This window comes from Streptomyces sp. NPDC029151, from assembly GCF_055564315.1.
On sequence record NZ_JBVHWQ010000003.1, the window covers coordinates 64,632 to 89,921 of the forward strand.

At 73.5% G+C, this 25,290-nt stretch carries 24 protein-coding genes; 8 read left to right on the forward strand and 16 right to left on the reverse strand.

Annotated features, from left to right (window positions below):
- Positions 1-25 precede the first annotated feature (25 nt).
- From ACZ4VF_RS13245 to ACZ4VF_RS13255, 3 genes are all read right to left on the reverse strand, one after another.
- On the reverse strand, positions 26-1,141 hold the full coding sequence (locus ACZ4VF_RS13245; protein ID WP_467925753.1) for a serine/threonine-protein kinase: 1,116 nt from the start codon (positions 1,139-1,141) through the stop codon (positions 26-28).
- Positions 1,141-1,683, reverse strand: a complete 543-nt coding sequence (locus ACZ4VF_RS13250) for an SH3 domain-containing protein (protein ID WP_467925754.1) — start codon at positions 1,681-1,683, stop codon at positions 1,141-1,143. The genes ACZ4VF_RS13245 and ACZ4VF_RS13250 overlap by 1 nt, the downstream gene beginning before the upstream one ends.
- Positions 1,684-1,901: 218 nt before the next feature.
- Positions 1,902-2,312, reverse strand: a complete 411-nt coding sequence (locus ACZ4VF_RS13255; protein ID WP_467925755.1) for a hypothetical protein — start codon at positions 2,310-2,312, stop codon at positions 1,902-1,904.
- A gap of 331 nt (positions 2,313-2,643) precedes the next feature.
- On the opposite strand from ACZ4VF_RS13255, the gene ACZ4VF_RS13260 reads away from it, so the two are divergent.
- Positions 2,644-3,027: a nuclear transport factor 2 family protein gene (locus ACZ4VF_RS13260; RefSeq protein WP_467925757.1), complete on the forward strand. Its 384-nt coding sequence runs from the start codon at positions 2,644-2,646 to the stop codon at positions 3,025-3,027.
- A gap of 436 nt (positions 3,028-3,463) precedes the next feature.
- Here ACZ4VF_RS13260 and mgrA read toward each other — a convergent pair whose 3' ends face one another.
- On the reverse strand, positions 3,464-4,456 hold the full coding sequence (mgrA, locus tag ACZ4VF_RS13265) for an L-glyceraldehyde 3-phosphate reductase (protein ID WP_467925758.1): 993 nt from the start codon (positions 4,454-4,456) through the stop codon (positions 3,464-3,466).
- Between the two features lie 111 nt (positions 4,457-4,567).
- On the opposite strand from mgrA, the gene ACZ4VF_RS13270 reads away from it, so the two are divergent.
- Both ACZ4VF_RS13270 and ACZ4VF_RS13275 read left to right on the forward strand, forming a co-directional pair.
- Positions 4,568-5,458 (forward strand): LysR family transcriptional regulator, encoded by an 891-nt coding sequence (locus ACZ4VF_RS13270; protein WP_467925760.1) that lies wholly within the window; start codon positions 4,568-4,570, stop codon positions 5,456-5,458.
- Positions 5,459-5,529: 71 nt separating this feature from the next.
- Positions 5,530-6,030, forward strand: coding sequence for a mycothiol transferase (locus tag ACZ4VF_RS13275; protein ID WP_467925763.1), 501 nt, complete (start codon positions 5,530-5,532; stop codon positions 6,028-6,030).
- On the opposite strand, the gene ACZ4VF_RS13280 is transcribed toward ACZ4VF_RS13275, so the two are convergent.
- From ACZ4VF_RS13280 to ACZ4VF_RS13310, 7 genes are all read right to left on the reverse strand, one after another.
- Positions 6,027-7,106 carry an adenosine deaminase gene (locus ACZ4VF_RS13280; protein ID WP_467925764.1) on the reverse strand — a complete coding sequence of 360 codons (1,080 nt, stop codon included), beginning with the start codon at positions 7,104-7,106 and terminating at the stop codon, positions 6,027-6,029. The two genes, ACZ4VF_RS13275 and ACZ4VF_RS13280, sit on opposite strands and share 4 nt — an antisense overlap.
- 46 nt (positions 7,107-7,152) lie before the next feature.
- Positions 7,153-7,548: a VOC family protein gene (locus ACZ4VF_RS13285; protein ID WP_467925766.1), complete on the reverse strand. Its 396-nt coding sequence runs from the start codon at positions 7,546-7,548 to the stop codon at positions 7,153-7,155.
- A gap of 539 nt (positions 7,549-8,087) precedes the next feature.
- On the reverse strand, positions 8,088-9,017 hold the full coding sequence (locus ACZ4VF_RS13290; RefSeq protein WP_467926555.1) for a M48 family metalloprotease: 930 nt from the start codon (positions 9,015-9,017) through the stop codon (positions 8,088-8,090).
- 5 nt (positions 9,018-9,022) lie between these two features.
- On the reverse strand, positions 9,023-9,403 hold the full coding sequence (locus ACZ4VF_RS13295) for a BlaI/MecI/CopY family transcriptional regulator (protein WP_467925768.1): 381 nt from the start codon (positions 9,401-9,403) through the stop codon (positions 9,023-9,025).
- 292 nt (positions 9,404-9,695) lie between these two features.
- Positions 9,696-10,601 carry an aldo/keto reductase gene (locus ACZ4VF_RS13300; protein WP_467925769.1) on the reverse strand — a complete coding sequence of 302 codons (906 nt, stop codon included), beginning with the start codon at positions 10,599-10,601 and terminating at the stop codon, positions 9,696-9,698.
- A gap of 36 nt (positions 10,602-10,637) precedes the next feature.
- Complete coding sequence (locus ACZ4VF_RS13305; protein ID WP_467926556.1) at positions 10,638-11,306, reverse strand: chitinase; 669 nt, start codon at positions 11,304-11,306, stop codon at positions 10,638-10,640.
- Between the two features lie 337 nt (positions 11,307-11,643).
- The gene (locus tag ACZ4VF_RS13310) at positions 11,644-12,966 is read right to left on the reverse strand and encodes an aldehyde dehydrogenase family protein (protein ID WP_467926557.1); all 1,323 of its coding nucleotides are present in this window, start codon (positions 12,964-12,966) and stop codon (positions 11,644-11,646) included.
- A gap of 187 nt (positions 12,967-13,153) precedes the next feature.
- Here ACZ4VF_RS13310 and ACZ4VF_RS13315 point away from each other — a divergent pair, with 187 nt between their 5' ends.
- Entirely contained in the window at positions 13,154-14,227 is a 1,074-nt protein-coding gene (locus ACZ4VF_RS13315; protein WP_467925771.1) for an acyl-CoA dehydrogenase family protein, read from the forward strand.
- Positions 14,228-14,657: 430 nt separating this feature from the next.
- Here ACZ4VF_RS13315 and ACZ4VF_RS13320 read toward each other — a convergent pair whose 3' ends face one another.
- A complete protein-coding gene (locus ACZ4VF_RS13320; RefSeq protein WP_467925772.1) occupies positions 14,658-14,834 on the reverse strand; it encodes a hypothetical protein in 177 nt (58 codons plus the stop codon).
- Positions 14,835-15,070: 236 nt separating this feature from the next.
- Between ACZ4VF_RS13320 and ACZ4VF_RS13325 the strand changes: the two genes are divergently transcribed.
- A complete protein-coding gene (locus tag ACZ4VF_RS13325; RefSeq protein WP_467925773.1) occupies positions 15,071-15,505 on the forward strand; it encodes an SPW repeat protein in 435 nt (144 codons plus the stop codon).
- Between the two features lie 693 nt (positions 15,506-16,198).
- Here ACZ4VF_RS13325 and ACZ4VF_RS13330 read toward each other — a convergent pair.
- Positions 16,199-17,653: an APC family permease gene (locus tag ACZ4VF_RS13330; protein ID WP_467925774.1), complete on the reverse strand. Its 1,455-nt coding sequence runs from the start codon at positions 17,651-17,653 to the stop codon at positions 16,199-16,201.
- Between the two features lie 114 nt (positions 17,654-17,767).
- On the opposite strand from ACZ4VF_RS13330, the gene ACZ4VF_RS13335 reads away from it, so the two are divergent.
- Both ACZ4VF_RS13335 and ACZ4VF_RS13340 read left to right on the forward strand, forming a co-directional pair.
- Positions 17,768-18,952 carry an ROK family protein gene (locus ACZ4VF_RS13335; protein WP_467925776.1) on the forward strand — a complete coding sequence of 395 codons (1,185 nt, stop codon included), beginning with the start codon at positions 17,768-17,770 and terminating at the stop codon, positions 18,950-18,952.
- A gap of 106 nt (positions 18,953-19,058) precedes the next feature.
- Positions 19,059-21,809, forward strand: coding sequence for a glycoside hydrolase family 2 protein (locus ACZ4VF_RS13340; RefSeq protein WP_467925777.1), 2,751 nt, complete (start codon positions 19,059-19,061; stop codon positions 21,807-21,809).
- Between the two features lie 73 nt (positions 21,810-21,882).
- Here the strand turns inward: ACZ4VF_RS13340 and ACZ4VF_RS13345 are convergent, their stop codons facing one another.
- Entirely contained in the window at positions 21,883-23,343 is a 1,461-nt protein-coding gene (locus tag ACZ4VF_RS13345) for a hydrolase (RefSeq protein ID WP_467925779.1), read from the reverse strand.
- A gap of 231 nt (positions 23,344-23,574) precedes the next feature.
- On the opposite strand from ACZ4VF_RS13345, the gene ACZ4VF_RS13350 reads away from it, so the two are divergent.
- Entirely contained in the window at positions 23,575-23,838 is a 264-nt protein-coding gene (locus tag ACZ4VF_RS13350) for a GlsB/YeaQ/YmgE family stress response membrane protein (protein WP_467925781.1), read from the forward strand.
- Between the two features lies 1 nt (position 23,839).
- Here the strand turns inward: ACZ4VF_RS13350 and ACZ4VF_RS13355 are convergent, their stop codons facing one another.
- Together ACZ4VF_RS13355 and ACZ4VF_RS13360 are read right to left on the reverse strand one after the other, a co-directional pair.
- Entirely contained in the window at positions 23,840-24,616 is a 777-nt protein-coding gene (locus ACZ4VF_RS13355) for a GNAT family N-acetyltransferase (RefSeq protein WP_467925783.1), read from the reverse strand.
- 66 nt (positions 24,617-24,682) lie between these two features.
- Complete coding sequence (locus ACZ4VF_RS13360; RefSeq protein WP_467925785.1) at positions 24,683-24,811, reverse strand: hypothetical protein; 129 nt, start codon at positions 24,809-24,811, stop codon at positions 24,683-24,685.
- Positions 24,812-25,290: the final 479 nt, after the last annotated feature.

Here is a 25,290-nt window from a genome sequence, read left to right on the forward strand (position 1 = left end):
CCTACTTCCCGTCGCGAGGCGCGGCTTAGCTCAGATGATTCCGTTGGATCCCATAAGCCCGTTGTGGGCTATTTGGCTGCACACTGACACTATTGTGTGACGGAGTGCCGGGCCGCTCAAGCCGGGGACCCACCCGCGGGCGGCCCTGGTGCGGGTCGGCGCCGAACACCGGCGCCGCCCAGTTCGGGGGCCAGGGCACGGGCTCGGGCGGCTGCGAGAGAGCCGGCTCCGGATCCGCGCGTCCGCCCGGCGGCGCGGCGGCCGGCGCGGTCGCGGCCGCGCGCAGGGCGGCGACGAACTCCCGGCAGGTGTCGTGACGGGCGTCCGGGCTCTTGGCCAGGGCGCGGGCGAACACGGAGTCGACAGCCGGGGACAGACCGGGACTGACGGCGCTCGGTGCGGGCGGCTCGTCGTACTGATGGGCCCACAGCAGGGCCATGTCGTCCTCGCGCTGGAACGGCGGGCGGCCGGTGAGGGTCTCGTAGACCACGCAGGAGAGGCCGTAGACGTCACAGCGGCCGTCGACCGGGCGGCCGGAGATCTGCTCGGGGGCGACGTAGTCGAGGGTGCCGACGAACTGACCGACGCTGGTGAACCCGGTCAGCGAGAGGGACTTCTTGGTGAGCCCGAAATCGGTCAGGTACACGTACTCGGGATGGTCGCTGTCGGTGCCCTCGGCGACCAGGATGTTGCCGGGCTTGACGTCCCGGTGGACCAGGCCGTGGTCGTGGGCGGCGTCCAGGGCGGAGGCCACCTGGGCGGCGATGCGCACCGCGTCCGGTGGCGGCAGCGGGCCACGCTCGTCGAGGAGGTGGCGCAGGTCACTGCCGGAGACGTACCGCATGGCGATGTAGAGCACCCCGTCGGTCTCGCCCGCCTCGAAGACGGGCACGATGTGCGGGTGGTCGATCGCCGCGGCGACCTGGGACTCGTGGGTGAAACGCTTGCGGAAGGTGTCGTTGCGGGCCAGCTCCGGGGCGAGCAGTTTCAGCGCGACGGTACGGTCCAGGCGCAGGTCACGGGCACGGTAGACGACCGCCATCCCGCCGCGCCCGACCTCGCTCTCGATCAGGTAGCTCGCCACCTGACGGCCGATCAGTTCCGAGGGGCGGCCGGCGAAGAGGCTGGTCTCGCTCGACATCAGCGCTCACCCTCGGGTGCGACCAGCCGGGCGGACGCGCGGTCGGAGCCGTCCTCCCCGGTGACCGAGGCGTCGGTGGCGTAGGTGCTCAGCCTCCGTCCGTCGCCGTACACCCACCGCTCCTCCTGCGCGTCGTACAGCCACATCGAGGCGCCGTCGACGACGAGCCCGATCCGCAGGCCCTCGGTGCGGAGGTCGAAGGCCTCCCCGTCCAGATCGCCGGCCGCCAGGTCCTCCACGGCGGCCCGGTAGTCGGCCAGGGCCTGCTCCAGCCGGACGAGCAGGGCACGCGGATCGTCGACGGCATCGGGCTCGGCGGCGGCCGGCGGGTCGTCGGGCAGGGCGACGAGGAGCCGGCCGTCGACCCAGGCGGCCCAGCCGTTGGCACAGCGGATGTACCCCCAGTCGCCGCGCCGCTCCACGAGCTGCACCGGCAGCAGCGGGTCCAGGGGCACGGTGGGCCGCGCCGGGTCCGGGGCCTCCCAGGCGGGCAGTCCGTGCGGCGGGACGACGTGCGTGGGCCGGAACCCGGGGGTCTTCATCGCCGGCCCGCTTCCGCGTAGGGGATCACCGCGGGGCCCGTCTCGGTCGCCAGGACGAGTGCGGGCGCGGTCGGGACGACCGGCCACTCAGCCATGCCGAAATTCTATCGATTCGTCCAGATACGCGCCCCGCCCGGGAGACGAGAGGGCGGAGCGGGAAGGCGGACGAGAGGCAAGAGCGGGCGGGGACGGGGGGGAGGGCCGGAGGGGGCGGTCGCTCAGGCGACCGGTACGACGAGACCTGGCACCGTCCGCTGCATCCGCAGCGCGTCGACGGACTCCGCGAGGAGCTCGTACTCGGTGGTCTCGTCGCCGGTCGCTATCCGCACCAGCCGGCCCCCGGCCAGCTGGTCGGCGACGCTTTCCTGCTGGACCGGGTCGCCGCACCAGGCACGCAGCACGAAGGACACGTCCGGCACGGTGTCGGCGACCGGCACGAGCGAGCCGGCCGGGAAGTGCCCGGCCTCGGGCCGGGGGTCGAGGCGGTCGGCGATCCAGTTGGCGCGATCGCGCAGCCACCACAGGGCGAGGGCCAGGGTGGGGGCGCGGTAGGTCCCGAGCGGCACTCCGATGCGCTGTCCGCCGCAGACGCCGTACGCGGTGACATGGCACAGGAATTCGTCGTGCATGCGCGCTCCCCCGTCGCGTCCTTCGCCTGCGGGACGGCCTCGCCTTCGACGCGGATCATGTGCGGTGCGTGATCAGAACCTCGCGTGAAGTGAAGTCCGTACAGTCGAGTATGTTCACTACTGAATCACTGTCACCATGACTTTCCGGCCAGTCTCTTGGCATATTCCGCGCCGGTTCTGGCCGGAATGAGGCGTCCGCGCTGCGCCCGTGCATGACCTTCGAGGTAATCGACCCGGCCGCCGCTTCTCCCGCATGGTGGTGACACCGGGTCGACGGAACCCCGACCCGGGTCCTGACCAGCAGAGACGACCTCGATGGAGGAGCTTCGCCATGGACGTGCGCACCGACCGTCACGAGAACGCCGCCGCCCGTTACTTCGAGGCCTGGAACGCCTCCGGACCGGAGGCCGTCGCGAAGGCCGTCGCGGCCGCGTGGGCCCCGGACGGCGGCTACACCGACCCCCTCGCGGACGTCCGCGGCCACGAGCAGATCGCGGCCGTCATCGCGGCGGCCCACGAGCAGTTCCCGGGCTTCGTGTTCCGCCCGCTCGGCGCGGTCGACGGCCACCACGACACCGCGCGCTTCGGCTGGGAGCTGGTGAACGAGGTCGACGGGTCCGCGCCGGTGGCCGGGTTCGACGTAATCACCCTGGACGCCGAGGGCCGCATCCGGCAGGTCCTGGGATTCCTCGACCGGGTACCGGCCGGCGCCTGACGGCACCACCCGGAACGCGCCCCGGACGGTCCGGGCAGCGGACGGCCACAGCACCGGACGACTGCAACGCCGGACGGCTGCGGCACCGCACGGGCCCGGCACCGGACGACTGCAACGCCGGACGGCTGCGGCACCGCACGGGCCCAGCGCCGGACGGCTGCGGCACCGCACGGGCCCGGCACCGGACGGCCGCAACGCCGGACGGCTGCGGCACTGGACGGGCGTGGTACCGGACGGTGCCGGCGCCAGGCGGGTACGACACCGAACCGTCACGGCACCGGCCGGGCGCGGCACCGCACCGTTACGGCACCAGCCGGGCGCGGCACCGAACCGTCACGGCACCAGCCGGGCGCGGCACCGGACGGGCGCGGCCTCCCCCGGGCCGTCCGTCCGGTGCTACGGCCGTCCCTCCGGTGCTACGGCCGTCCGTCCGGTGCTACGGCCGGACGATCGCGTCGATGCGTGCCAGTTCCTCGGTGTCGAAGTCCAGGTTGCGGACGGCCGCGACGCTGTCCTCGATCTGCCGCGCGCTGCTCGCGCCGACCAGGGCGGAGGTCACCCGGCCACCGCGCAGCACCCAGGCCAGGGCGAGCTGGGCCAGCGTCTGGCCGCGGGACTTCGCGATCTCGTCGAGCGCGCGCAGCCGGCCGACGAGGTCCTCGGTGACCGCGTCCGAGTTCAGGAACGGGCTGTCGCTCGCGGCCCGGGAGTCCTCCGGGATGCCGTCGAGGTAGCGGCCGGTGAGCAGGCCCTGCTCCAGCGGGGAGTACGCGATGGAGCCGACCTGGAGCGCGTCCAGGGTGTCGAGCAGGCCCTCGTCCTCGGGGCGCCGGTCGAGCATCGAGTAGCGCGGCTGGTGGATGAGGAGCGGGGTGCCCAGCTCACCGAGGATGCGGGCGGCCTCGCGGGTCTGCTCGGCGGAATAGTTGGAGACGCCGACGTAGAGGGCCTTGCCCTGCCGCACCGCCGAGTGCAGGGCGCCCATCGTCTCCTCCAGGGGAGTGTCCGGGTCGAAGCGGTGCGAGTAGAAGACGTCGACGTACTCCAGGCCCAGCCGCTTCAGGCTCTGGTCGAGGGAGGACAGCACGTACTTGCGCGAGCCCCACTCGCCGTACGGGCCGGGCCACATCAGGTAGCCGGCCTTGGTGGAGATCACCAGCTCGTCGCGGTAACCGGCGAAGTCCGCCTTCAGCGCCTCGCCGAGGGCGGACTCGGCGGCGCCGGGCGGCGGGCCGTAGTTGTTCGCGAGGTCGAAGTGGGTGATGCCCAGGTCGAACGCGCGGCGCAGGATGGCCCGCTGGGTCTCGACGGGCCGGTCCGGACCGAAGTTGTGCCACAGGCCGAGCGACAGGGCGGGGAGCTTCAGTCCGCTGCGTCCGGTGCGCCGGTAGGGCATCCCGGCGTAGCGGTCGGGGTGTGCGGTGTACAACGCGACTCCAGAGGGGTTGGCACACGATCTACCGGTGCCACTCTTTCCCGGGCGGAGGGCAGCGGTCCAACAGAAGAATCCGATGGGATTCAGCGGTTAGGCTTCTCAATCATGGAACTGCGCCATCTCCAGCACTTCGTCGCGGTCGCCGAGGACCAGCACTTCACCCGGGCCGCCGAACGGCTGATGGTGTCCCAGTCGGGCCTGTCGGCGTCCATCCGCGCGCTGGAGCGGGAGCTGCGGGCGCCGCTGTTCGTGCGGACCACGCGGAGGGTGACGCTCACCGAGGCGGGGCGGGCGCTGCTGGTGGAGGCCGAGCGGATCCTGGCGCAGGTGCGCTCGGCGCACGAGGCGGTGGCGGCGGTGCAGGGCGTGCTGCGGGGCACGCTGGCCCTCGGCACCGAGCAGTGCATCGCCGGGGTGCAGGTGGCCCGGCTGCTGGCGGCCTTCCGAGGCCGGCACCCGGACGTGGAGATCCGGCTGCGGCAGGCCGGTTCGGGCGCGCTGGCGGAGGAGGTCGCCGCCGGTCGGCTCGACCTGGCGTTCGCCTACCGCACCCAGGCGGACACCGACCAGCTGCGCTCCGTGTCGCTGACCAGCGAGCCGATGACCGTGCTGTGCCATCCGAGCCACCGCCTGGCCGCCGCCCCGGCCGTGCTGGGCCCGGACGACCTCGCCGGGGAGGTCTTCGTGGACTTCCACCCCGACTGGGGCCCGCGCCGCACCACCGACGCCGCGTTCACCGGGGCCGGCGTCCGGCGCACGGTCGCGCTGGAGGTCAACGACGTGCACAGCCTGCTGGACCTGGTGGACGAGAACCTGGGGATCGCCGTCGTACCCCAACACTTCCGGCACAAGCGGCCGGCGCTCGCGGCCCTCCCGCTGAAGGGCGTGGGCGAGGCGGAGTACGAGACCGTCGCCCTGCTGCCACCGGAGCGGGCCACGAGCCCGGCCGCGCGAGCGCTGGTGACGCTGCTCGAAACGGGAGCGCTGACCGCGTGACGAGGGCCGGCTCCCGTCGGGATCCTGCCGACGGGACGCGTCAGCGGCGCCGGTTTGGGATGGTGGACGGTATGCATGCAAAGGACATCCTCATCGACGGCTACGGCCGCATCCAGGAAGAAGTCCACGCCGCCCTCGACGGCCTCGGCCCGGACCAGCTGCACCACCGCCCGTCGCCCGAGGCCAACTCCATCGCCTGGCTGGTCTGGCACCTGACGCGCGTGCAGGACGACCATGTCGCGGACGCGTTCGATCTCGACCAGGTGTGGCTCTCCCAGGACTGGGAAAAGCGGTTCGGCCTCGACCTGCCCCGGCACGACACGGGGTACGGCCACACCCCGGCGAAGGTCGCGAAGGTGCGGGTGGCGTCGGCCGACCTGCTGACCGGGTACTACGACGCCGTCCACGAGCAGACCCTCGGCGCCCTGCGGACGCTGGCCGCCAAGGATCTCGAACGCGTCGTGGACGAACGCTGGGACCCCCCTGTGTCGCTCGGCGTCCGCCTGGTGAGCGTCCTGTCCGACGACCTCCAGCACGTCGGACAGGCCGCCTACCTCAGGGGTCTCGTCTAGAGGGCGCCGGCGTACCCCGGCAGGACCACGTCCTCGATGAGGGCCTTGCGCTCGTCGAACGGGATGAACGCGCTCTTGAGGGCGTTCACGGTCACCGTGCGCAGGTCCTCGACCGTCCAGCCGGCCTCCTCGACCAGCAGGGACATCTCCCGGGTCATCGTCGTCCCCGAGACCAGACGGTTGTCGGTGTTGAGGGTGACCCGGAAACCGAGGTCCTTCAGGGCGGTGATGGGGTGCTCGGCGATGGAGGTGGCGCAGCCGGTCTGGAGGTTGGAGGTGGGGCACATCTCCAGGGCGATACGGCGGTCGCGGACCCAGGAGGCGAGGCGGCCGAGCTTGCCGGCCGCGAGGTCCGGGATGTCCTCGGTGAGGCGCACACCGTGGCCGATGCGCTGGGCACCGCACACCTGGAGGGCCTGGTGGATGCTGGGCAGGCCGTGGGCCTCACCGGCGTGGATGGTGAAGGGCACGTTCTCGCGGCGCAGGTGCTCGAAGGCGGCCAGGTGGTCGGCGGGCGGGAAGCCGTCCTCGGCACCGGCGATGTCGAAGCCGACGACACCGGCGTCACGGTAGGCCACCGCCAGGTCGGCGGCCTCGCGGACGCGGTCGAACATCCGCATGCCGCACAGCAGGGTGCCGACGCGGACGGGGGTGCCGGCGGCGGCCGCCTTGGCCATGCCGGCCGCGAGGCCCTCCTGAACGGTCTCCACGACCTCGCTCATCGCCAGCCCGCCGTTGGTGTTCAGCTCGGGGGCGTAGCGGACCTCGGCGTAGACCACTCCGTCGGCGGCGAGGTCGAGGACGTACTCCTCGGCGGTGCGCAGCAGGCCCTCGCGGGTCTGCATGACGGCGAGGGTGTGCTCGAACGTGGCGATGTAGCGGACCAGGTCGCCGGAGTTGGCGGCCTCGAAGTACCAGGCGGCCAGCTCGTCCGGGTCGGTGGTGGGCAGGGTGTGGCCGACCGCGTCCGCGAGTTCGACGACGGTGGCGGGGCGCAGGCCGCCGTCGAGGTGGTCGTGCAGGACAGCCTTGGGGAGCCGGCGGAGGGTCTCGGTGTCGATGCGGGACGCGGTCATGGGCGTTTCGTTTCCTCAAGTCCTCGGGCAGGTGGTACGGGGTGGATCAGTGGCCGGCGGGCTGGAGCAGGTCCCAGCGGTTGCCGTACGGGTCCTGGAAGACGGCGACCGTGCCGTACGGCTCGTGACGCGGCTCCTCCAGGAAGGTCACGCCGGCGGCGGTCATCCGGGCGTGGTCGCGGGCGAAGTCGTCGGTGTGCAGGAAGAAGCCGACGCGTCCGCCGGTCTGGTCGCCGACGCGGGCCCGCTGGTCCTCGTCCTTGGCCCGGGCCAGGAGCAGTCCGGTGCCGGTGCCGTCACCGCCGGGCTCGACCACGACCCAGCGCGAGCCGTCGGGACGGGGGGCGTCCTCGGCGAGACGGAACCCGAGGGCCTCGGTGTAGAAGCGGATGGCCTCGTCGTAGTCGTGCACGACGAGGGTGACCAGGGCGACGCGGCGCATGACGACCTTCCGGTGGGACGGGTTAGCCGGTGAGGTTATACGTAAAACCTTCCGGGCGCCAGTCTGGTTCTACGCGCGTCACGGAGGCGGTGCCGCGAGGGGGCGGGGAGGGCGTGGGGACGGGTGGCAGGCCTCGCCCGACGAAGAGCGGTCGTGTCCGCGGGCGCGGGAGGCCCTAGGCGGGCCTTCCCGGCGTCCGCGGCCGGGCCTGACCTCGCCGGCGGTGCCCCACGGCATCCCGTCTACGCAGGGCACGGCCGCCGGGGCTCCACCCGCTCACGCGTCCGGGCACGGCCTTACCGACGGAGCTCTATGGCGCCGCATCCGGGCACCGCCTTACCGACGGAGCTCTACGGCTGCCGAGCTCTACCGCATCTGTAGCCAGGCACGGCCTCACGACCGGGCTCTGAGGCGTGCGCACCCGGGCACGGCCTCACGTCGGGCCTCTACGGCATCCAAGGCCGCACGCGGCGGTCGGCGAGGTACTCCTCTCGGGGTGCCTCGCTCCCCCTGTGCTCAAGGGCCTCCGCGCCCGCTTCTCAGGGGGCCTCCTCGCCCTGGGCGACCTCCACGCGGTGGTGGACGTCGGCCGTTGCGGTGGCCGAGGCCGCGCAGGACAGGGCCGTGCAGGCGGCGAGGAGCATGGCGACGGTGCGGGCCGCGCGTGCCCGGGGGGCCCGTGGGGCGGCCAGCAGGGCTTGGACACGGTGCGGGACGGGCCCGGTGGCCGCGCCGGGGAGGAGGCCGTGGCGCGCGGTGGGGCCGGCGAGGGCGGCGCGGGCGATGGCGCGGGCCGTCAGGCGCCGGTCGCCGACCGTGGCCGCGGCGGCCTCGTCGGCGGCGCGCTCGGCGGCGAGCCGTACCGTGGACCGGACCCGGCGCAGCGCGGGATGGCAGTGGGCCGCGAGTTCGGCGGCGGCGAGCGCGACGTGGTGGCCGCCCGCGTTGTGCGCCCGCTCGTGCGCGAGCAGCACCTCCCGCTCGCGGCCGTCCAGGCTGCGCAGCATGGCGGTGGTGACGACGACCCGGTGCGGGCGGCCCGGGAGGGCGTAGGCGTCGGGGTCCGGCGAGTCCACGACGCACAGGTCACCGGCGCCGGACCCGCGCGCGGCCTCGGCCCGGGCCGCCCGGAAGGCGCGGCTCTGCCGCAGCGCCGAGCGGACCAGGGTCCAGCCGGTGACGGCCAGGGCGCCGGTCGAGGCGACGGCGGCCGGGACGACGTAGAGGTCGGAGGCGGTGCGCAGGGGGTGCACCAGTTCGCCGAGCGCGGCGAAGACGGGCAGTTCGAGCATGCCGATCAGGACGAACCCGCCGAGCGCGGCGAGCGAGCAGCCGGCGAGGAGCACCGCGCAGCCGGTGACGGACCACAGCGCGACGACCGGGTCCAGCCGGCCCAGGGCCCGGCGGGCCAGGGCCGGCAGGGCGCACGGCAGCAGCAGCGGAAGCAGGAGCAGCAGCAGTACGGTCATCACGGTCATCGGCCGTCGGATTCCAGCAGGTCCCGCAGCACGCGTTCGTCGTCCGGGCTGAGCTGGGCGACGAAGCGGGCGAGTACCGTCTCGCGGTCGCTGTCGCGGTCCAGTTCGCTGTGCATCCGGCGGGCGGTGAGACCGTGGGCGTCCTGGACGTCCCGCGCGGGAGAGTAGGCGTAGCCGCGGCCCTGGCGCCGCCGGATCACGACCCCCTTCTCGTGCAGCCGGGTGAGGATCGTCGTCACCGTCGTACGGGCGAGGTCCACGCCGAGGCTCTGCTGGACCTGGCCGGGCGTCCGGGGCGCGTCGGCGGCCCAGAGCACGGCCATGACGCTCGCTTCGAGTTCGCCGGCCGGCCTGCGTTCGTCCTTGGCGTCGCTCATGGGAAGGTTCCTCACCCCGTCCTGGCCCGGCGGTCCGGACCCGTCTCCGTCCACCCGATGGTAGCCAGCCGGGGCCGCCCCGCGGTCGTACGGCCACGGGGCGGGACGTGCGCAGCCCCCGGCCAGGCCGCCACACGGCCCCACCGCCACACGGCCCCACCGCCCCACCGCCCCACCGCCCCACCGCCACACGACGGTACGCACCGCGACGCGCACGGACCCGGTCACACCGCCCCACCGCCACACGACGGTGCGCACCGGGGCATGTACGGCCCCCGTCCGGCCGTCGGCGTCAGCTCACCCCGTTGCGGGCCGCGCCGAGCCGCGCCCGCTCCTCCTCCGTGAGCCGCAGCCCGCCCGCGGCGACGTTCTCCTCCAGGTGGCCGGGGTCGCCGGTGCCCGGAATGGCGAGGACGTGCGGGCCCTGGTGCAGCGTCCAGGCGATGCGGACCTGGGCGGGGCTGACGCCGTGGGCCCGGGCGGCGGAGAGCACGGCCTCGTCGTGAGCGGTGGTCGCGCCGTGTTCCCCGGCCGCTCCGGCCACGGAGTAGAAGGGGACGAAGGCGATGCCGTGTGCGCCGCACAGCCGCAGGACCTCGTCGCCGACCGGGTCGGGGCGGTCCACGGCGTACCGGTTCTGCACACTCACCACCGGCGCGATCTCCAGGGCCTCGGCGAGGTGCCGGGGTTCGACCCCGGAGATCCCGAGGTGCCGGATCAGGCCCGCCTCGCGCAACTCGGCGAGGGCGCCGAAGTGTTCGGCGATCGAGTCCTGGCTCATCCGGCGCAGGTAGACGAGGTCGAGATGGTCGCGGCCGAGCTGGCGCAGGTTCTCCTCGACGTGCCCGCGCAGTTCGCCGGGCCGGGCGGAGGCGCCCCACTCGCCGTGGTAGTCGCGGAAGGGGCCGACCTTGGCGGCGATGACCAGGTCGTCGCGGTACGGGGACAGCGCGGTGTTGATGAGTTCGTTCGCGCTGCGCAGCGAGGAGAAGTAGAAGGCCGCCGTGTCGATGTGGTTGATGCCCAGTTCCACGGCCTTGCGCAGGACGGCGAGTGAGCGTTCCCGGTCGCTCGGGGTGCCGTTGTGGAAGGCGGCGCTGCCCGTCAGCCGCATCGCGCCGAGGCCGACGCGGTGGACGGGCAGGTCGCCGAGGTGCCAGGTGCCGGAGGCGGCTGCGGTGATCGTTTCTGCGGTCATCCGCGGAGTCTCGCAGACGGCCGGCTCCCGGGCGGATCAGCAGTACAGGTTGGCGCCGGGCGAGACGCCGAGAATCTGGGCGAAACGCTGGTAGGCGGAGACGCGGCTCTGCACCTGCGCGGGGTTCTTGCCGTCGCATTCGAGGGAGCCGTTGATGCTGCGCACGGTCTGGCCGAAGCCGGCGCCGTTCACCATGGCGTTGTGGGGGGTCATCGTGCCGGGCCCGGTCTGGGTGTTCCAGTACCACAGGCCGGTCTTCCAGGCGACGGACGCGTTGTTCTGGACCAGGCCGGGGTTGTTGAGCAGGTCGATGCCGAGTGCGTCTCCGGCGGTCTTGTAGTTGAAGTTCCAGGACAGCTGGATGGGGCCGCGCCCGTAGTACGCCGCCTGTCCCGCCGGGCAGCCGTACGGGCGGCTCCAGTCGCAGTAGTGCGGGTAGTTGGCGGTGTTCTGCTCGACCACGTACACCAGTCCGCCGGTCTCGTGGCTGACGTTGGCGAGGAAGGCGGCGGCCTCCTGCTTCCTCACGGTGTCGCTGCCGGTGTTCGCGAAGCCGGGGTAGGCGCCGAGGGCGGCGGTCAGCCCGCTGTAGGTGTAGAAGGATTTCCGGTTCGGGAACATCTGGTTGAACTGCGACTCGCTGACCACGAAGCCTGCGGCGGAGGCCGTGGGGGCGGCCTGCAGCGCCAGGGCGGAGGCGCCCAGGGCGAGTGAGGTCAGGAGAGCGGCGATACGGCGCTTCGGCACGGACCAACTCCTTTGCGCGGCACGGCCGCTCGCGCACGGGGCGGGTACGGCCGGGTGGGGGGTCGGCCCCACTCAACCGCTTTGGTCTGTACCAGTCAAGGATGAAGATCAGTCAATCCGACGCAGGGGCGCGCGGGCCGACTCCCGCTGCCCGGCAACCGGTTGCCGCCCCGCACCCACAGGCCGGGCCGCGCACACGAGTCGGGCCCGGCCGCGTCGGCGGCCGGGCCCGAGGGTGGTGCCGGCCGGACTCAAGGTGGTGCCGGCAGGGCCCCAGGGGGGTGGTGGCGGAGGGTCAGCTCAGCGGCTTCGCCAGGACGGCCTTGCGGTGGCTGAACGTCTCGATGGAGTAGCGGCCGTGGTAGTTGCCCATGCCGCTCTCCCCCACGCCGCCGAACGGCAGGTCCGAGACGGTGAGATGGGCGAGGGGCAGGCCGTGGCCGAGGCCGCCCGAGGAGGTCTCGGCGGCGATGCGCGCACGGGTCTCGTCGGACTCGCTGAAGACGTACAGCGCGAGTGGCTTGTCGCGCTCGTTGATGAAACCGATCGCCTCGTCGAGGCCGGGCACGGTGACGATCGGCAGGATCGGCCCGAAGATCTCCTCCTGCATGACGGGCGAGGCCGGGTCGACATCCGCGAGCACGGTGGGTGCGAGGTACCGGGCCGTCCGGTCGCCGGTGCCGCCGACGGCGACCCGGCCCGAGCCGAGCAGGGCGGAGAGCCGGTCGAAGTGCCGCTCGTTGACGATCCGCCCGTACTCCGGCGAGCGGGCCGGGTCGCTGCCGAACAGGCCCTCGACGGCACGGACCAGCGCGGCTTCCAGGGCGGGCGCGGTCTCCGGGTCGGTCAGGACGTAGTCGGGGGCGACACAGGTCTGGCCGGCGTTGAGGAACTTGCCCCGGGCCAGCCGGTCCGCGACCACGTCCAGGTCGGTGCCGCGGTCCACGAACACCGGGGACTTGCCGCCCAGTTCGAGGGTGACCGGGGTGAGGTGCTCGGCGGCGGCCCGCATGACGACACGGCCGACGGTGCCGTTGCCGGTGTAGAAGATGTGGTCGAAGCGCTCGGCGAGCAGGGCCGTGGTCTCCGGGACGCCGCCCTCGACGACGGCGACGGCGTCGGTGTCCAGGTAGGCCGGGATCAGCTCGGCCAGCGCGGCCGAGGTGGCGGGGGCCAGTTCGCTCGGCTTGGCGACGACCGCGTTGCCCGAGGCCAGCGCGCCGACCAGGGGGGCGAGCAGCAGCTGCGCCGGGTAGTTCCAGGGGGCGATGACGAGGACGACGCCCAGGGGGTCGTACTGCGTCCAGGCCGTGGCGTCGGCACCGAGGTGCGCCGGGACGGGTGCGGGCTCGGGGCGCAGCCAGTCCGCCAGGTGTTCCAGGGTGTGGTCGATCTCGCGGACGGTGAAGTCGATCTCGGTGCGATAGGCCTCGGTGCCGCTCTTGCCGAGGTCGGCGTGGAGGGCGGCGGCGAGGTCGGCGCCGCGTTCCGTGAGCAGTGCGCGCAGCCGGCGCAGCTGGCCGGTGCGCCACTCGACGGGCTTGGTGCGGCCGGTGGCGAAGGTGGCGCGCAGCCGGGCCACGAGGTCGGCGGGCCGCTCGGGCAGGGTGTGGTTCACGGGTGCCTCGCTGGGGTGCCCGGGCGGTCCGGCCCGGGCGTGCTGGTAGGTCAGATGCAAATGCCAACCTTTCATGTCCTCAAGTTCATTCCGGAGACGCCGGGGCGTGACGAGGGTCACTCGACCGGGGGCGCCTCCATTGCCGCCCGGTCCGGGTTGCCGCGAACCGCCCGGAAGAATCGTCCGCATGGACCTCACCCCGCACCCGCTCGTCGTCCGCGCCCGCCGCCTCGCCGCGGGCCTGCTCGCGCCCGAGGCCGAGCGGGTCGACCAGGAGGGCGTGCCCGCCGGTCACATCCAGGCGGTGAAGCGGTCGGGGCTGCTCGGGGTGGCCGCGCCCGCGGAACACGGCGGGGCGGGGGCACCGCCCGCCGTGCTGCGCGAGACGGCGGAGATCCTCTCCGGGGCGTGCTGCGCGACCTGGTTCGTGCAGACCCAGCACCACACCCCGGTGCAGACCCTGGCCCGGAGCGGGCTTCCCGCCCGCGAGCGGCTGCTCGGGCCGCTCTCCCGCGGCGAGCTGCTGTCCGGGGTGGCCTACGCGCACCTGCGGTCGTATCCGCGCCGTCCGGTGCGGGTCAGCCGGCAGGGTGCGGGATGGCGGTTCGACGGGGCCGTCCCCTGGTACACCGGGTGGGGGCTGAACGACGTGATGCTGCTGGCCGGGGTGACCGACTCCGACGAGGTGCTCTTCGCGTTCGCCGAGGCCCGCGAGCAGCCGGGGCTGCGGGCGTCGGCGCCGATGCGGCTGGCGGCCCTCACCGCCGCACGCACGGTGTCGCTGGAGCTGGACGGTCTGTGGCTGCCCGCGGAGGCGGTGGCACTGCACACTCCGTACACGCGGTGGGCCGCCGGGGACCGGATCAGGACGCTGCACACCAGCCCGGCGGTCTTCGGCGTGGCCGAGGCCGCCCTGTCCCTTCTGGACGACGGCACGGCCGCCCCGCTGCGCTCCCGCCTCGCCGACGTCCGCGACCGGGCCTACGCCCTGGCCGACCTTCCGGCGCCCGAGGTGCGGGCCGGGGAGCGGCTGGCGGTGCGGGCGGAGGCGTACGAGCTACTACGGGCGGCCACCACGGCGGCGGTGGTGGCGGGCGGTGGCCGTTCCATGGCGCTGACGAGCCGGGCCCAGCGTCTCGCCCGGGAAGGCTTGTTCCTCTTGGTCCAGGGCCAGACGGCCGAGTCCCGCGAGGCGCATCTGCGGGCCCTGGTCACCTCGCCGCGGGAGACCCCGCGAGAGACCCCGCGAGAGAACCGCTGACCGTCGCCGTCGAGCGTCGGCGCGGCGGGCGGTGGGCCACGGCGGGGGGCGGCCGGGCGCCGCCGCGCATACCGTCCTGCGTGGCGTCCCCACGGGGGGGCGGCCGCGACAGAGCGGTCGCCGCGCTCCGGAGCCGTTCCGGCGGGCCGGTCGGCGACGGAGGGCCGGCCGCACGCCGCAACCGCCCGGTGCCGTGCGCAGCCGCATCCGCTCGATCCCCTGCGCCGCCGACCCGCCCTGTGTCGTGCACCCCCGAGCCGTTCGGTGCCGTGCGCGGCCCGGACGCGCAGCGCGCCAGGGCCGGCCGGACGTGAAGCGTGCCAGGGGCCGGCCGGGCTCACCCGGCTCCGCTCACCCGCGAGACCGGTCAGGGAGATCCCGGCCGGTCCTGCCTCAGTGGCCCCGATCTCACGGAGACAGGGGGCGGCCCTCAGGCGCCGCCGCCCTCCTCCTGCCCCTCGACCACGACGAGGAAGGCATCCGACGTCAGGTCCATGACCACGGTCGCGTGCTCGCCCTCGGCACGTCGGGCGGCCGCGTACTCCTCTGCGGGCCATGAACCACGCGGAGCCCCGGCGGGAAATCGCTCCAGCACCCTCTCACTCATGACGGCGGCCACCTCCTGCGTCGCTGACCCGGACGGAATGTACGTGTTGTACCGACCCACTTGCCCCCGATCTGCGGGAGCATGTCACCTTCTCCCCCGACTGCGGCGCTTCCGCCCCGGCCCACCGCCACCGCTACACATAAGGAAGAAATAAGAGCAAACTGGACTATGCGGCGCTTACCGCACGCACACTGCACCAGAAGCGGTCTGGCCTGCACAGTCAAAGGAGACGACTCATGGCCAACTTGCACAGAGGTGACATAGCGAGCCACCCCGATGTCTCCGAAATGCGGGAACGCTACGCCCGCATGCTCGGCGGTCGCGATGTGGCCCTCGTGGACGGGCCGGTCTTCCTGCTCGGCCTCTACTGCGCTGCCTCCCCGTGGATCGTGCACTACACGGCGAGCCAGCCCGCCCTCATGACCCACAACCTGATCCTGGGCGTGGCGATCGGTCTGCTGGCACTGGGGTTCAGCCGGGCACCCGAGCGGATGTACGGCCTGAGCTGGGCCATGTGTGCCATGGGCGTCTGGATGATCATCGCCCCGTGGATCGTCGGCACCCGCCCGGACGCGGGCGTCGTGGTCAACAACATCGTCATCGGGGCCCTGGCCCTCGTCCTCGGACTGGTGTGCGCCGGTACGGCGGCGAAGAGCACCCCCAGGCCGTAGAAGAGCCGTAGAGCCGTAGAGCCGTAGAGCCGTAGAAGAGGAGATCGAGAGAAGGAAGGGAGACACGGCGAGGCCGGTTCGCCCGGGCGGACCGGCCTCGCTGTGCGCCCGCGTCCTCGCCGCGGGCCCGTCCAGCGGGAGCGGCACCCGGCACCGTGAGGGAGAACCACACGTCCGGCGGCCCCTCCGGCCGGTTCGGCACCGGCCGCGGCTCCCGGGCCCAGGCGTCACCGGCCGGCTCCCGCGCGATGCCCGGCCTGAAGCGCACGCGGCCGGGGCGTCCTGCCGGAAGCCGATCGGTCCAGGGCCGGGACGGCGGTGAGCACCTCGCGCGCGGCCCGGAACCCGATGCGGCGCCGGGCCGCGCGCACCACAAAAGAAGCTGTCTGCACACGCTCCGGGCCTCCATCCCGGACAGGAAGGCCAGGCACTCGCCGGAGGGTCCGGCGGTACGGCGCCCAGCCGGGCCCGGTGAAGACGGACACACGCGCTCGCCGCGGCAGGTGCCGTCGGCGGTGGGCAGGGCGCCCCCGGGCTGGAGGGGTCGTGGCGGAACACCAGCCACAGCCGTTCCACGGCGGCCCGGCCCCGGGGGCCCGCGGGGCGACGTCCGCGGTGACTACGCGGGTCGTGCTCGACAGCGTCCCCGGCGGACCGCGGTCCGGCCGGGAGTCCGCTTCGGCACCCGCGGCTCTAGCCCACCCCAAGGGCGTCGCGGTCCTCGCCCACGTCGTCGCCGCTGCCGCCGGTCTCCTTCGGCCCGAACGGCCACACCTTCTCCCGGCGCGCCCACACCAGGAAGGCCACGCAGCCGGCGGCCAGCCAGGCCAGGGACCACTCCACGGGACGGCGGCCCGGGGAGTTCTCGTCGGCGTATCCGTAGATCACGCACCAGCCGGCGAACGCGACGACGCTCGGCAGGGGATACAGCCACATCCGGTACGGGCGGGGCAGGTCCGGCCGGCGTCTGCGCAGCACCGTCAGCGCGACGATCTGCGCCAGCGCCTGCACGATGACCATCACCGTGGTGAGCAGCTGGATCAGGGTCGCGAGGTCGGTGTGGCGGCCGATCAGGAACCCCACGGCGGTGATCGCGCCCATGGTGGCGAGCCCGAACACCGGGAACCGGTGCTTCGGGTGCAGCCTGGCGTACGGGCGGAAGAAGACCCGCTCCCGGGCCGCGTCGCAGGGCACCCGGGAGCCGCCGAGCAGACCGGCGAAGACGGAGGCGAACGCGGTGACCAGGATCAGCACGGTCACCGCGTCGGCCGCGCCCCTGCCCCAGGTCTCCTCCAGCACCGCCGAGGCCACCGAGGAGGAGGCGATGTCGTGCGGGTCGGTCATCCGGCGCCAGTCGACGACGCCGAGGGTGCCGATCTGCAGCAGCAGGTAGATCGCCATGATGCCGAGGATCGAGAAGACGATGGAGCGCGGCAGCGTACGGCCGGGGTCCTTGATCTCGGCACCCATGTAGGCGGTCGTGTTGTAGCCGAGGTAGTCGTAGATGCCGATGGTCAGACCCGCGGCGAAGCCCGGCCAGTAGTGGCCGCTCAACACGTCGAAGGCGCCTGCCGGATAGGTGAAGGCCATATGTGGGCTGAAGTGGGTGGCGGCGGCGGCGATCACCAGCAGCACGGAGGCGATCATCACGGCCCACATCACGGCGGTGATCCGGGCGATGTGCTCGATGCCGCGCCACAGCAGGAGCACCACGAGCGCGATGACACCGAGCCCGGTCAGGTCGCCGGCGGTCCGCCCCAGGCCGGGCGCGAGGTACCCCAGGTACTGCACGAAGCCGACCACGCCGGTGGACATGATCAGCGGGATGAACAGCATCGCCGTCCAGACGAACAGGAACGGCATCAGCCGGCCGGTGCGGTACCGGAAGGCCTGGCGCAGATAGACGTAACTGCCGCCGGAACCGGGCATCGAGGCGCCCAGCTCCGCCCAGACCAGTCCGTCGCACAGCGCCAGCACCGCGCCGGCGACGAACCCGACGACCGCCTGGGGACCGCCGAACGCGGCCACCATCAGCGGGATCGTCACGAACGGTCCGATGCCGCACATCTGGCTCATGTTGATCGCGGTGGCCTGGAACAGGCCGACGCGGCGGACGAAACCACCCGGGGGCGGCGGGCTACCGGACATGGGGTCTCCTGACGCGGCGGGCGCGACGCACCGGCGGGGGCGGACAGGCCGATAAAGTTAAGGAGCCTTACTATCGGCGTCAAGTGTGCGACACGCATGCCCGAGAATGGTGCGATGCCCGCCAGCGAAGCCGAAGCGCAGCAGGAACAGCCCTGGAGCCGCCGTCGCCTGCGCAGCAACAACGAGCGGTTGCTCCTGGACCGGCTGCGCGCGTCCGGCGCCGCGTCCCGCGCCCAGCTGGCCCGCGACACCGGCCTGTCGAAGCCGACGGTCTCCAGCGCGCTGGCCGCGCTGGCGGCGGCCCGCCTGGTGCGCGAGGTGGGCACCCAGGCCCCGGAGCGCGGGCGAACCGCCGTGCTGTACGCCCCGGACCCGGCCGCGGGGTACGCGCTCGGCGTGGACATCGGCCGGGGCTGGCTGCGGGTGGCCGTGGCCGACCTGGACGGCGCGGTCGTCGCCCGGGCCGACGTACGCAACCGGGCCCGCGCCTCCGCCGCCCTCACCGGCCTGGTCGTGACCACCGCCCGCCAGGTGATCGCCTCCTCGGGCGTCGACCCGGCGGAGGTGGTGCACGGGGTGGTCGGCACGCCCGGGGTGTACGACGAGAAGCAGCGGCGGGTGCGGTACGCGATGCATCTGCCGGGGTGGGGACGGGCCGGGGTCGTGGACCGCGTCCGGGCGGAGCTGGGCGTGCCGCTGGAGGTGCACAACGACGCCAATCTGGCCGCGCTCGGCGAGTACACGTACGGCGTCGGGGCGGGCAGCCGGCTCTTCGCGTACATCCTGATAGGCACCGGCCTGGGGATGGGCGTGGTGGCCGACGGGCGGCTCTTCACGGGTGCGCACGGCCTGGCCGGGGAGATCGGGTTCCTGCCGTGGCACGGCCGGCAGAAGCCGGAGCGGCTGGAGGACGCGGTGTCGGGAGGGGCGGTGGTGGAGTCGGCCCGGGAGCTGGGGATGCGCGGGCAGCTCACCGCGAAAGCCGTCTTCGACGCGGCCCGGCAGGGGCATCCGGCCGCCGTGCGGGCGGTGGAGCTGGAGGGCGAGCGGATCGCGCACACCGTGGCGGCGGCCGCCGCCGTGCTCGACCCGGACCTCGTGGTACTGGGCGGCGGGGTCGGTCACAGCGTCGACCTGCTGCTGCGGCCCGTACGGGAGCGGTTGCGCGCCCTGACCCCGCTGCGCCCCCGGATCGCACCCGGCCGGCTCGGCGAGGACGCCGTCCTGCTGGGCGCGGTGGCCACGGCCCTGGACACGGCCCGGGACCTGGTGTTCGACCGCCGCACGGCCGGAACCTGACCCGTGCGGGGGGCACCCCGGCGAGGCGCGTTGACACTCCCCGCCCCCCGCCCTACCGTGACCCGCGTTAGTAAAGTTTCCTAACTTTACGAGGCTGGAGACCGCCGTGTTCCCTCGCCCCGCCCGCGCGCGCCGGTACACCACCGCAGCCCTGGTCCTCGGACTGCTCGGTGGACTCACCTCCGGCGCCTGGGCCGGGGACCGGCGCCCGGCCGCACCGCACGGACGCCTCGGAGGCACCAGGGCCGAAGCCGCACCGGCCGAGCCCACCCGGGTCCCGGGCGCCGCTGGATCGAGCACCCCGCTCTCCGGCTTCGCCATCCGGTCCACGGCCGAGGTGAGCGACTCCCCCACCGCCGTCTCCTCCCCGGGCTATCCGGCGACCGGCTGGTACCCGGCGGGCCCGCGCTCGACGGTCCTCGCGGCACTCCTGGCCGACGGCCTCTACGCCGACCCCTTCCACTCCACGAACCTGCGGAAGATCGACCCGGCCGCCTTCCGGGTCCCGTGGTGGTACCGCGCGGACTTCACGGTCGAGGACACCGGCCCGCGCACCGCCCTCGACTTCAGCGGCGTGGTCTCGGCGGCCGACGTCTACGTCAACGGCCGTCAGGTGGCGCCGGCCTCGCAGGTCGCCGGCGCCTACACCCACCACGAACTGGACATCAGCCGGCTGGTCCGGCGGGGCACGAACACGGTCGCCTTCCGGGTGCGGCCCAACGACCCGGACAAGCACCTCACGATGGGCTGGCTCGACTGGCTCCAGCCGCCGCCCGACCGGAACATGGGCCTCGTCCGGGACGTCCTGGTCCGCCGGGGCGGCCCGGTCGCCCTGCGCGACGCGCACGTGGTCACGAAGCTGGCCGTGCCCTCCCTCGCCACCGCCGACCTGACCGTGAAGGCCCGGGCCCGCAACGACACGGACGCCCCGGTCACGGCGGAGGTCGGCGGCCGCGTCGGCGGAACGGAGTTCCGCACGACCGTCTCGCTCGCCGCGCACGAGACGAGGACCGTCGCCTTCTCCCCCGCCGACGTCCCCGGCCTGCACCTCACCGAGCCGAAGGTGTGGTGGCCGGCCGGGATGGGCGGGCAGCCGCTGTACGGCCTGGACCTCACCGCGACCGTGGCCGGCACCGTGTCGGACACCGCGCACCAGACCTTCGGCATCCGGGACGTCCAGGCCCCGCTGAACCGCGACGGCGCCCGCCGCTTCCGGATCAACGGCCGCGCGCTGCTGGTGAAGGGCGGCGGCTGGTCCCCGGACGAGTTCCTGCGCTGGGACCGCGCCTACGCCGAGGACCGGCTGGCGTACGCCCGCGACCTCGGCCTGAACACCCTGCGGCTCGAAGGCCACCTGGAACCGGACGAGTTCTTCGACCTGGCCGACCGCCACGGCCTGCTCACCCTGCCGGGCTGGGAGTGCTGCGACAAGTGGGAGGGCGACGTCAACCCGAGCGGCTCCGGGGAGAAGTGGAGCGACGACGACCATGCCGTGGCGCGTGCGTCCATGGCCGCCGAGGCCGCCCGCCTGCGCGGTCATCCGAGCGTGCTGTCCTTCCTGATCGGCAGCGACTCCGCCCCCGACGCGACGATCGAACGGGGCTACCTGGACGCCCTCGGGGCGGCCGACTGGCCCGTCCCCGTGGTCCCCGCCGCCTCCGAGGCGTCCGCACCCCGGCTGGGCGCCTCCGGCATGAAGATGACCGGGCCCTACGACTGGGTGCCGCCCGGCTACTGGTACGCCAAGCGCGAGGGCGGGGCCACCGGCTTCAACTCCGAGACCAGCGCGGGTCCGAGCATTCCCACCCTCGACACCCTGCGCCGCATGATGACGCCGGCCGAGCTCGACACCCTGTGGAAGGACCCGGAAGCCCGGCAGTACCACCGCTCGCCGTCCTCGGTCTTCGGCACGCTCAAGATCTACGACAACGCCCTCACCGGCCGCTACGGCGCCCCCACGAGCCTCACCGACTATGTGCGCAAGGCCCAGCTCGCCCAATACGAGAACGTCCGCGCCCAGTTCGAGGCGTACGGGCGCAACGCGTCCGACACGGACCGGCCCGCCACCGGGGTGATCCACTGGATGTTCAACAGCGGCTGGACGTCCCTGCACTGGCAGCTGACCGACCGCTACCTCGACCAGAACGGCGCCTACTTCGGCGCGAAGAAGGCGAACGAGCCGCTGCACGTCCAGTACTCGTACGACAACCGCTCGGTCGTGGTGGTCAACAACCGGCACACCCCCGCCGCCGGCCTCACCGCCCGGGCCACGCTGTTCAACCCCGACGGCACCCGGATGTACGACAAGACCGTCCACGGTGTGTCGGTGGACGGGGACGGGGCGCACGGCACTCCGCTCACCCTGCCCTCCTCGGTGAACGGACTGGCGCGGACGTATCTGCTGCGGCTGGTGCTGACGGACGCGGACGGCACGGAGGTGAGCCGGAACGTGTACTGGCTCTCCACCAGGGCCGACACCCTCGACTGGAACGGCACCACCTGGTACTACACGCCGACGACGCAGTACGCCGACCTCCGGGGCCTCGCCTCGATGGCCCGGGTGCCCGTCTCGGCGTCGGCGGCCACCCGGGCGTCGGACGGCACGTCGACCACGACGGTGACCCTGCGCCACAACGGGAACGGGACCACGCCGGCGCTGCTGACGGACGTCCACCTCGTGGACGCGCAGGACAGGCCGGTGCTGCCGGTGCACTGGTCGGACAACGAGGTGAGCCTGTGGCCGGGCGAGTCGGTGACGCTGACCGCCACCTACCGCACGGCCGACCTGCGCGGCTCGGCACCGGGCGTCCGGGTGTCCGGGTGGAACACGCCCGAGCGGACGGTGCCGGCGGGCTGACACGGCAGCGGGAAACAGCGGGAAGAGGAAGAGGGGGTGGACCGCACCGGCCCACCCCCTCGTTCGTGCCGGTTCAGCCGACGTCGAGCGCGGTGTCGTCGACGACGAACGACGTCTGGAGGGTGGAGCCCTCGGTGCCGGTGAACTTGATCGTCACCGTCTGGCCCGCGTAGCTCGCGAGGTTGAAGCTGCGCCGGACGTAGCCGCTCGCGGCGTTCAGGTTCGAGTAGGTCGCCAGCGTGGACAGCACCGTTCCGCTGCTGTTGAGGACCTGTGCCTTCAAGGTGTCGTAGGCCGTCGAGGTGGTCGTCTCGGCGGTGTCGACGTGGAGGTAGAAGCTCAGGGTGGCGCTCGTGCAGCCGGCGGGGATGGTCACCGACTGGGCCAGGGTGTCGGTGTGGGCCGAGCCGTAGCCGTTCAGCCAGGCCTTGTAGGAGCCGGTACGGGCGGCCTCACCGGAGTCGTTGGTGATGACGCCGCTGGACGCGGTCCAGGAGGTGGAGCCGGACTCGAAGCCGGGGTCGGCCAGCAGCTGCCCGGCCGCGCAGGTGCCACCACCGCCCCCGCCGCTCCCGCCTCCGCTGCCGCCGCTCGCGCCGGCCAGCCATTCGGTGGCGTTGAGGGCGAGGGCCGCGTTGGTGGCGCTGGAGTCGTTCCAGCCGTCGTAGAGGGTGTTGCCGGACTGGCCGGTGCCGTCGTCCACCGGGGAGCTGTCGCCCCAGAAGGCGACCCGGCCGCTGCCGAAGGTGCTGGTGGCGAAGAAGGCGCCGGTGTTGCCCGAGTAACCCGTGCGGTACAGCAGGCCCTTGACGCCGGAGTTGTCGGCGGGCTTCAGTGTCGCGGTCGTACCGCTGGCGATGAGGCTCTTGCTGACGGTGCCGAAGGAGCCGTGCAGCACGGGGTCGGTGCTGTCGCTGATCGCGGCGGGGTGGTCCGAGCTGATGCTCAGCGAGTCGATGGAGAAGCCGAACGGGTCGGTGGAGTCGACGCTATTGTTCGTCATCAGGTCGTTGAAGATCTCGACCGCGTCGTAGCCGTCGTTGTTGCGGTCGGCTCCGGTGTGGTCGGAGATCATGAAAAGACCGCCGCCGTTCTTCACGAAGTTCATGATCGCGGTCTTCTCCGCGGCCGAGAACGTCGTGTTGGGCTCGGGCAGAACCAGCGTGTCGAAGTTCGACAGGTCCGTCGCGGAGGTGCCGCCGTAGCTCAGGCTCGACCCCGACGGCAGGGTCTTCTGGCTGTAGTTCCCGGTCTTCTGCAGTGCGACGCCCCAGGAGGAGAGGGCGCCGGTCCAGTCCGTCTCGGCGGACGGGGAGGAGTCCTGGCCGAGGGGGTCGGGCTGGCTGGTGGAGATGATCCAGTCGGCGTTGCCGGCCGTTTCGGCGTGGGCGTTGTCGAACAGGATGCGGTGGGTGGTCGCCGCTTGGGCGGGGGTGCCGGTGCCGACCTGGAGCGCGGCTCCGGTGAGCAGCAGCCCGAGGCCGGTCAGGGCGGCGGTGGTGCGTCTGTGGCGGGATCTCCTCGATCCAAGCATCCGTCGAACCTCCATGAGGGGGTGGGGAAGAGGCGGGGCGGGCGCCCAAGTCTGCGCGCGTAGAACCCGCTTGAGGTTTCTACAGGCGCCGATTGGTTGAAAGGTACATGGCATGAAGGGCCGGTGAACAGAGGCGTCCGAGGGGCGCCCCGGGGCGGAGTGGCCGCACCGGCAGCGGGCACACGCCACATCAGCGGGTGCAACGACCGGAAACCCCAAGGAGGTACGGCCATGCAGATCGACGGCGTCCTCGGCGCGCTCGTCATCGGCCTCGTCATCGGTGCGCTGGGCCGGCTGGTCGTCCCCGGGCGGCAGCACATCGGGATCCTGTGGACGATCGTCGTCGGCATCGCGGCCGCGCTGGTGGGCTCGGCGATCGCCGCCGGGATCGGGGTCGCCGACACCAGGGGTCCCGACTGGACCGAGTGGCTGATCCAGACAGCCCTGGCGGCGGTGGGCGTGGCCGCGCTGGGCCGGGTCCGGGCGCTGCGCTGAGTCAGTTCCCGTGGACGTACGGCGTGGTGGTGCCCAGCGCGTGGAAGCCGAGGCGCTCCAGGATCGGGCGGCTCGTGGGCAGGGCGTCGACGTGGAGGTAGCGGTAGCCGTGCGCGGCGGCGGCACGGGCGCGGTGGGCGACCAGGGCCCGGTAGAGGCCCCGGCCCCGCCACCGCGGCACGGTGCCGCCGCCCCACAGTCCGGCGAAGTCGGTGCCCGGCACCAGCTCCATGCGGGCGGCGGCGACGGGTTCGCCGTCGGCGAGGGCGGCCACGGCCACGACCGTGCCGGGGTCGGCGGCCAGCCGGGCGAGCAACTGGTGCCGCAGCCGGGTGCCGTCGCCGCCGAAGGCCTTCTCGTGCACGTCGACGACCAGGTCGACCCCGGCCGGATCGGCGGCCCGTACGAAGCGGACACCGGCCGGGGGCGTGGTGTCCAGGGTGAGTGCGGCGGTCTCGGCGACCATCAGCGTCTCCGCGGGCTCGGCCCGGAACCCGGCGGCGAGCAACCGGGCGGCCAGGTCCGCGGGCTCGTCGTGGGAGTAGAGCTTCCACTCGAACTCCCGGCCGAGGCCGGTGAAGCGGGCGATCTGGTCCTGGATCGCCCGGTCCGCGCCCGCCGTGTCCAGGGCGGACCACAGGACACCGTTCCAGGCGGACTCGTCCGCGACCTGCCGTACCACCCCTCCGGCCCGCTCGATCCGGGCCCCGGGCCCGTCGGGCCGGGCGCCCTCGCGCACCTGCCGGTCGTACTGGGCGAGCACCGCGGCGTGATCCATGGCCTCACTTCAGCACGGACGGCCGGACGCGGCCAAGTGATTTGACCGTCCTGGGAGTCGAGGACGTCACCGGCCCTCCGGCCGGACCGCCGCCAGGTACGCGGTGAGCCGGTCGCGGTTGCGGGCCAGACAGTCGATGCGCGCCTGGATGCGGTCGAAGTGCTCCCGCAGCAGGGCCGCCGTCTCCGGCGGCACGCTCTCGGGGCGCCGGTGCTGGCGGCGCTCGCGACGGTCGCGGCGGCGCGCCGGTGCGCGTTCCCGGCCCGACGGCCCGCGCTCGCCCCGCGGGCGGAGGCCCGGGCCGCGGAGGCACCGGCCGCGGGGGCCGTGGGCCGCTCCGGGGAGCGTGCGGCGAGGGGGCGCGCCGAGGGCCGGGGCGCTGATCCGCGGGGCGCGGGGGTGCGCCGCGGGCGGAGGGCGCTGATCCGCGGCCGCCGGGGCCGGGGGCGGATGCCCGGCTCGGCGGACCGGGCACGGGACGGCACCGGGTCCCCTCGCCCCGCGGGCGGAGGCACCGGTCCCGGGGGCCGCGGACCGCTCCAGGGAGCCTGCGGCGAGGGGGCGCGCCGAGGGCCGGGGCGCTGATTCTCGGCCGCCGGGGGCGGGGGCGGGGGACGCTGATCCGCGGCCGCCGGGGCGGGGGCGGGTGCTCGGCTCGGCGGACCGGGCACGGG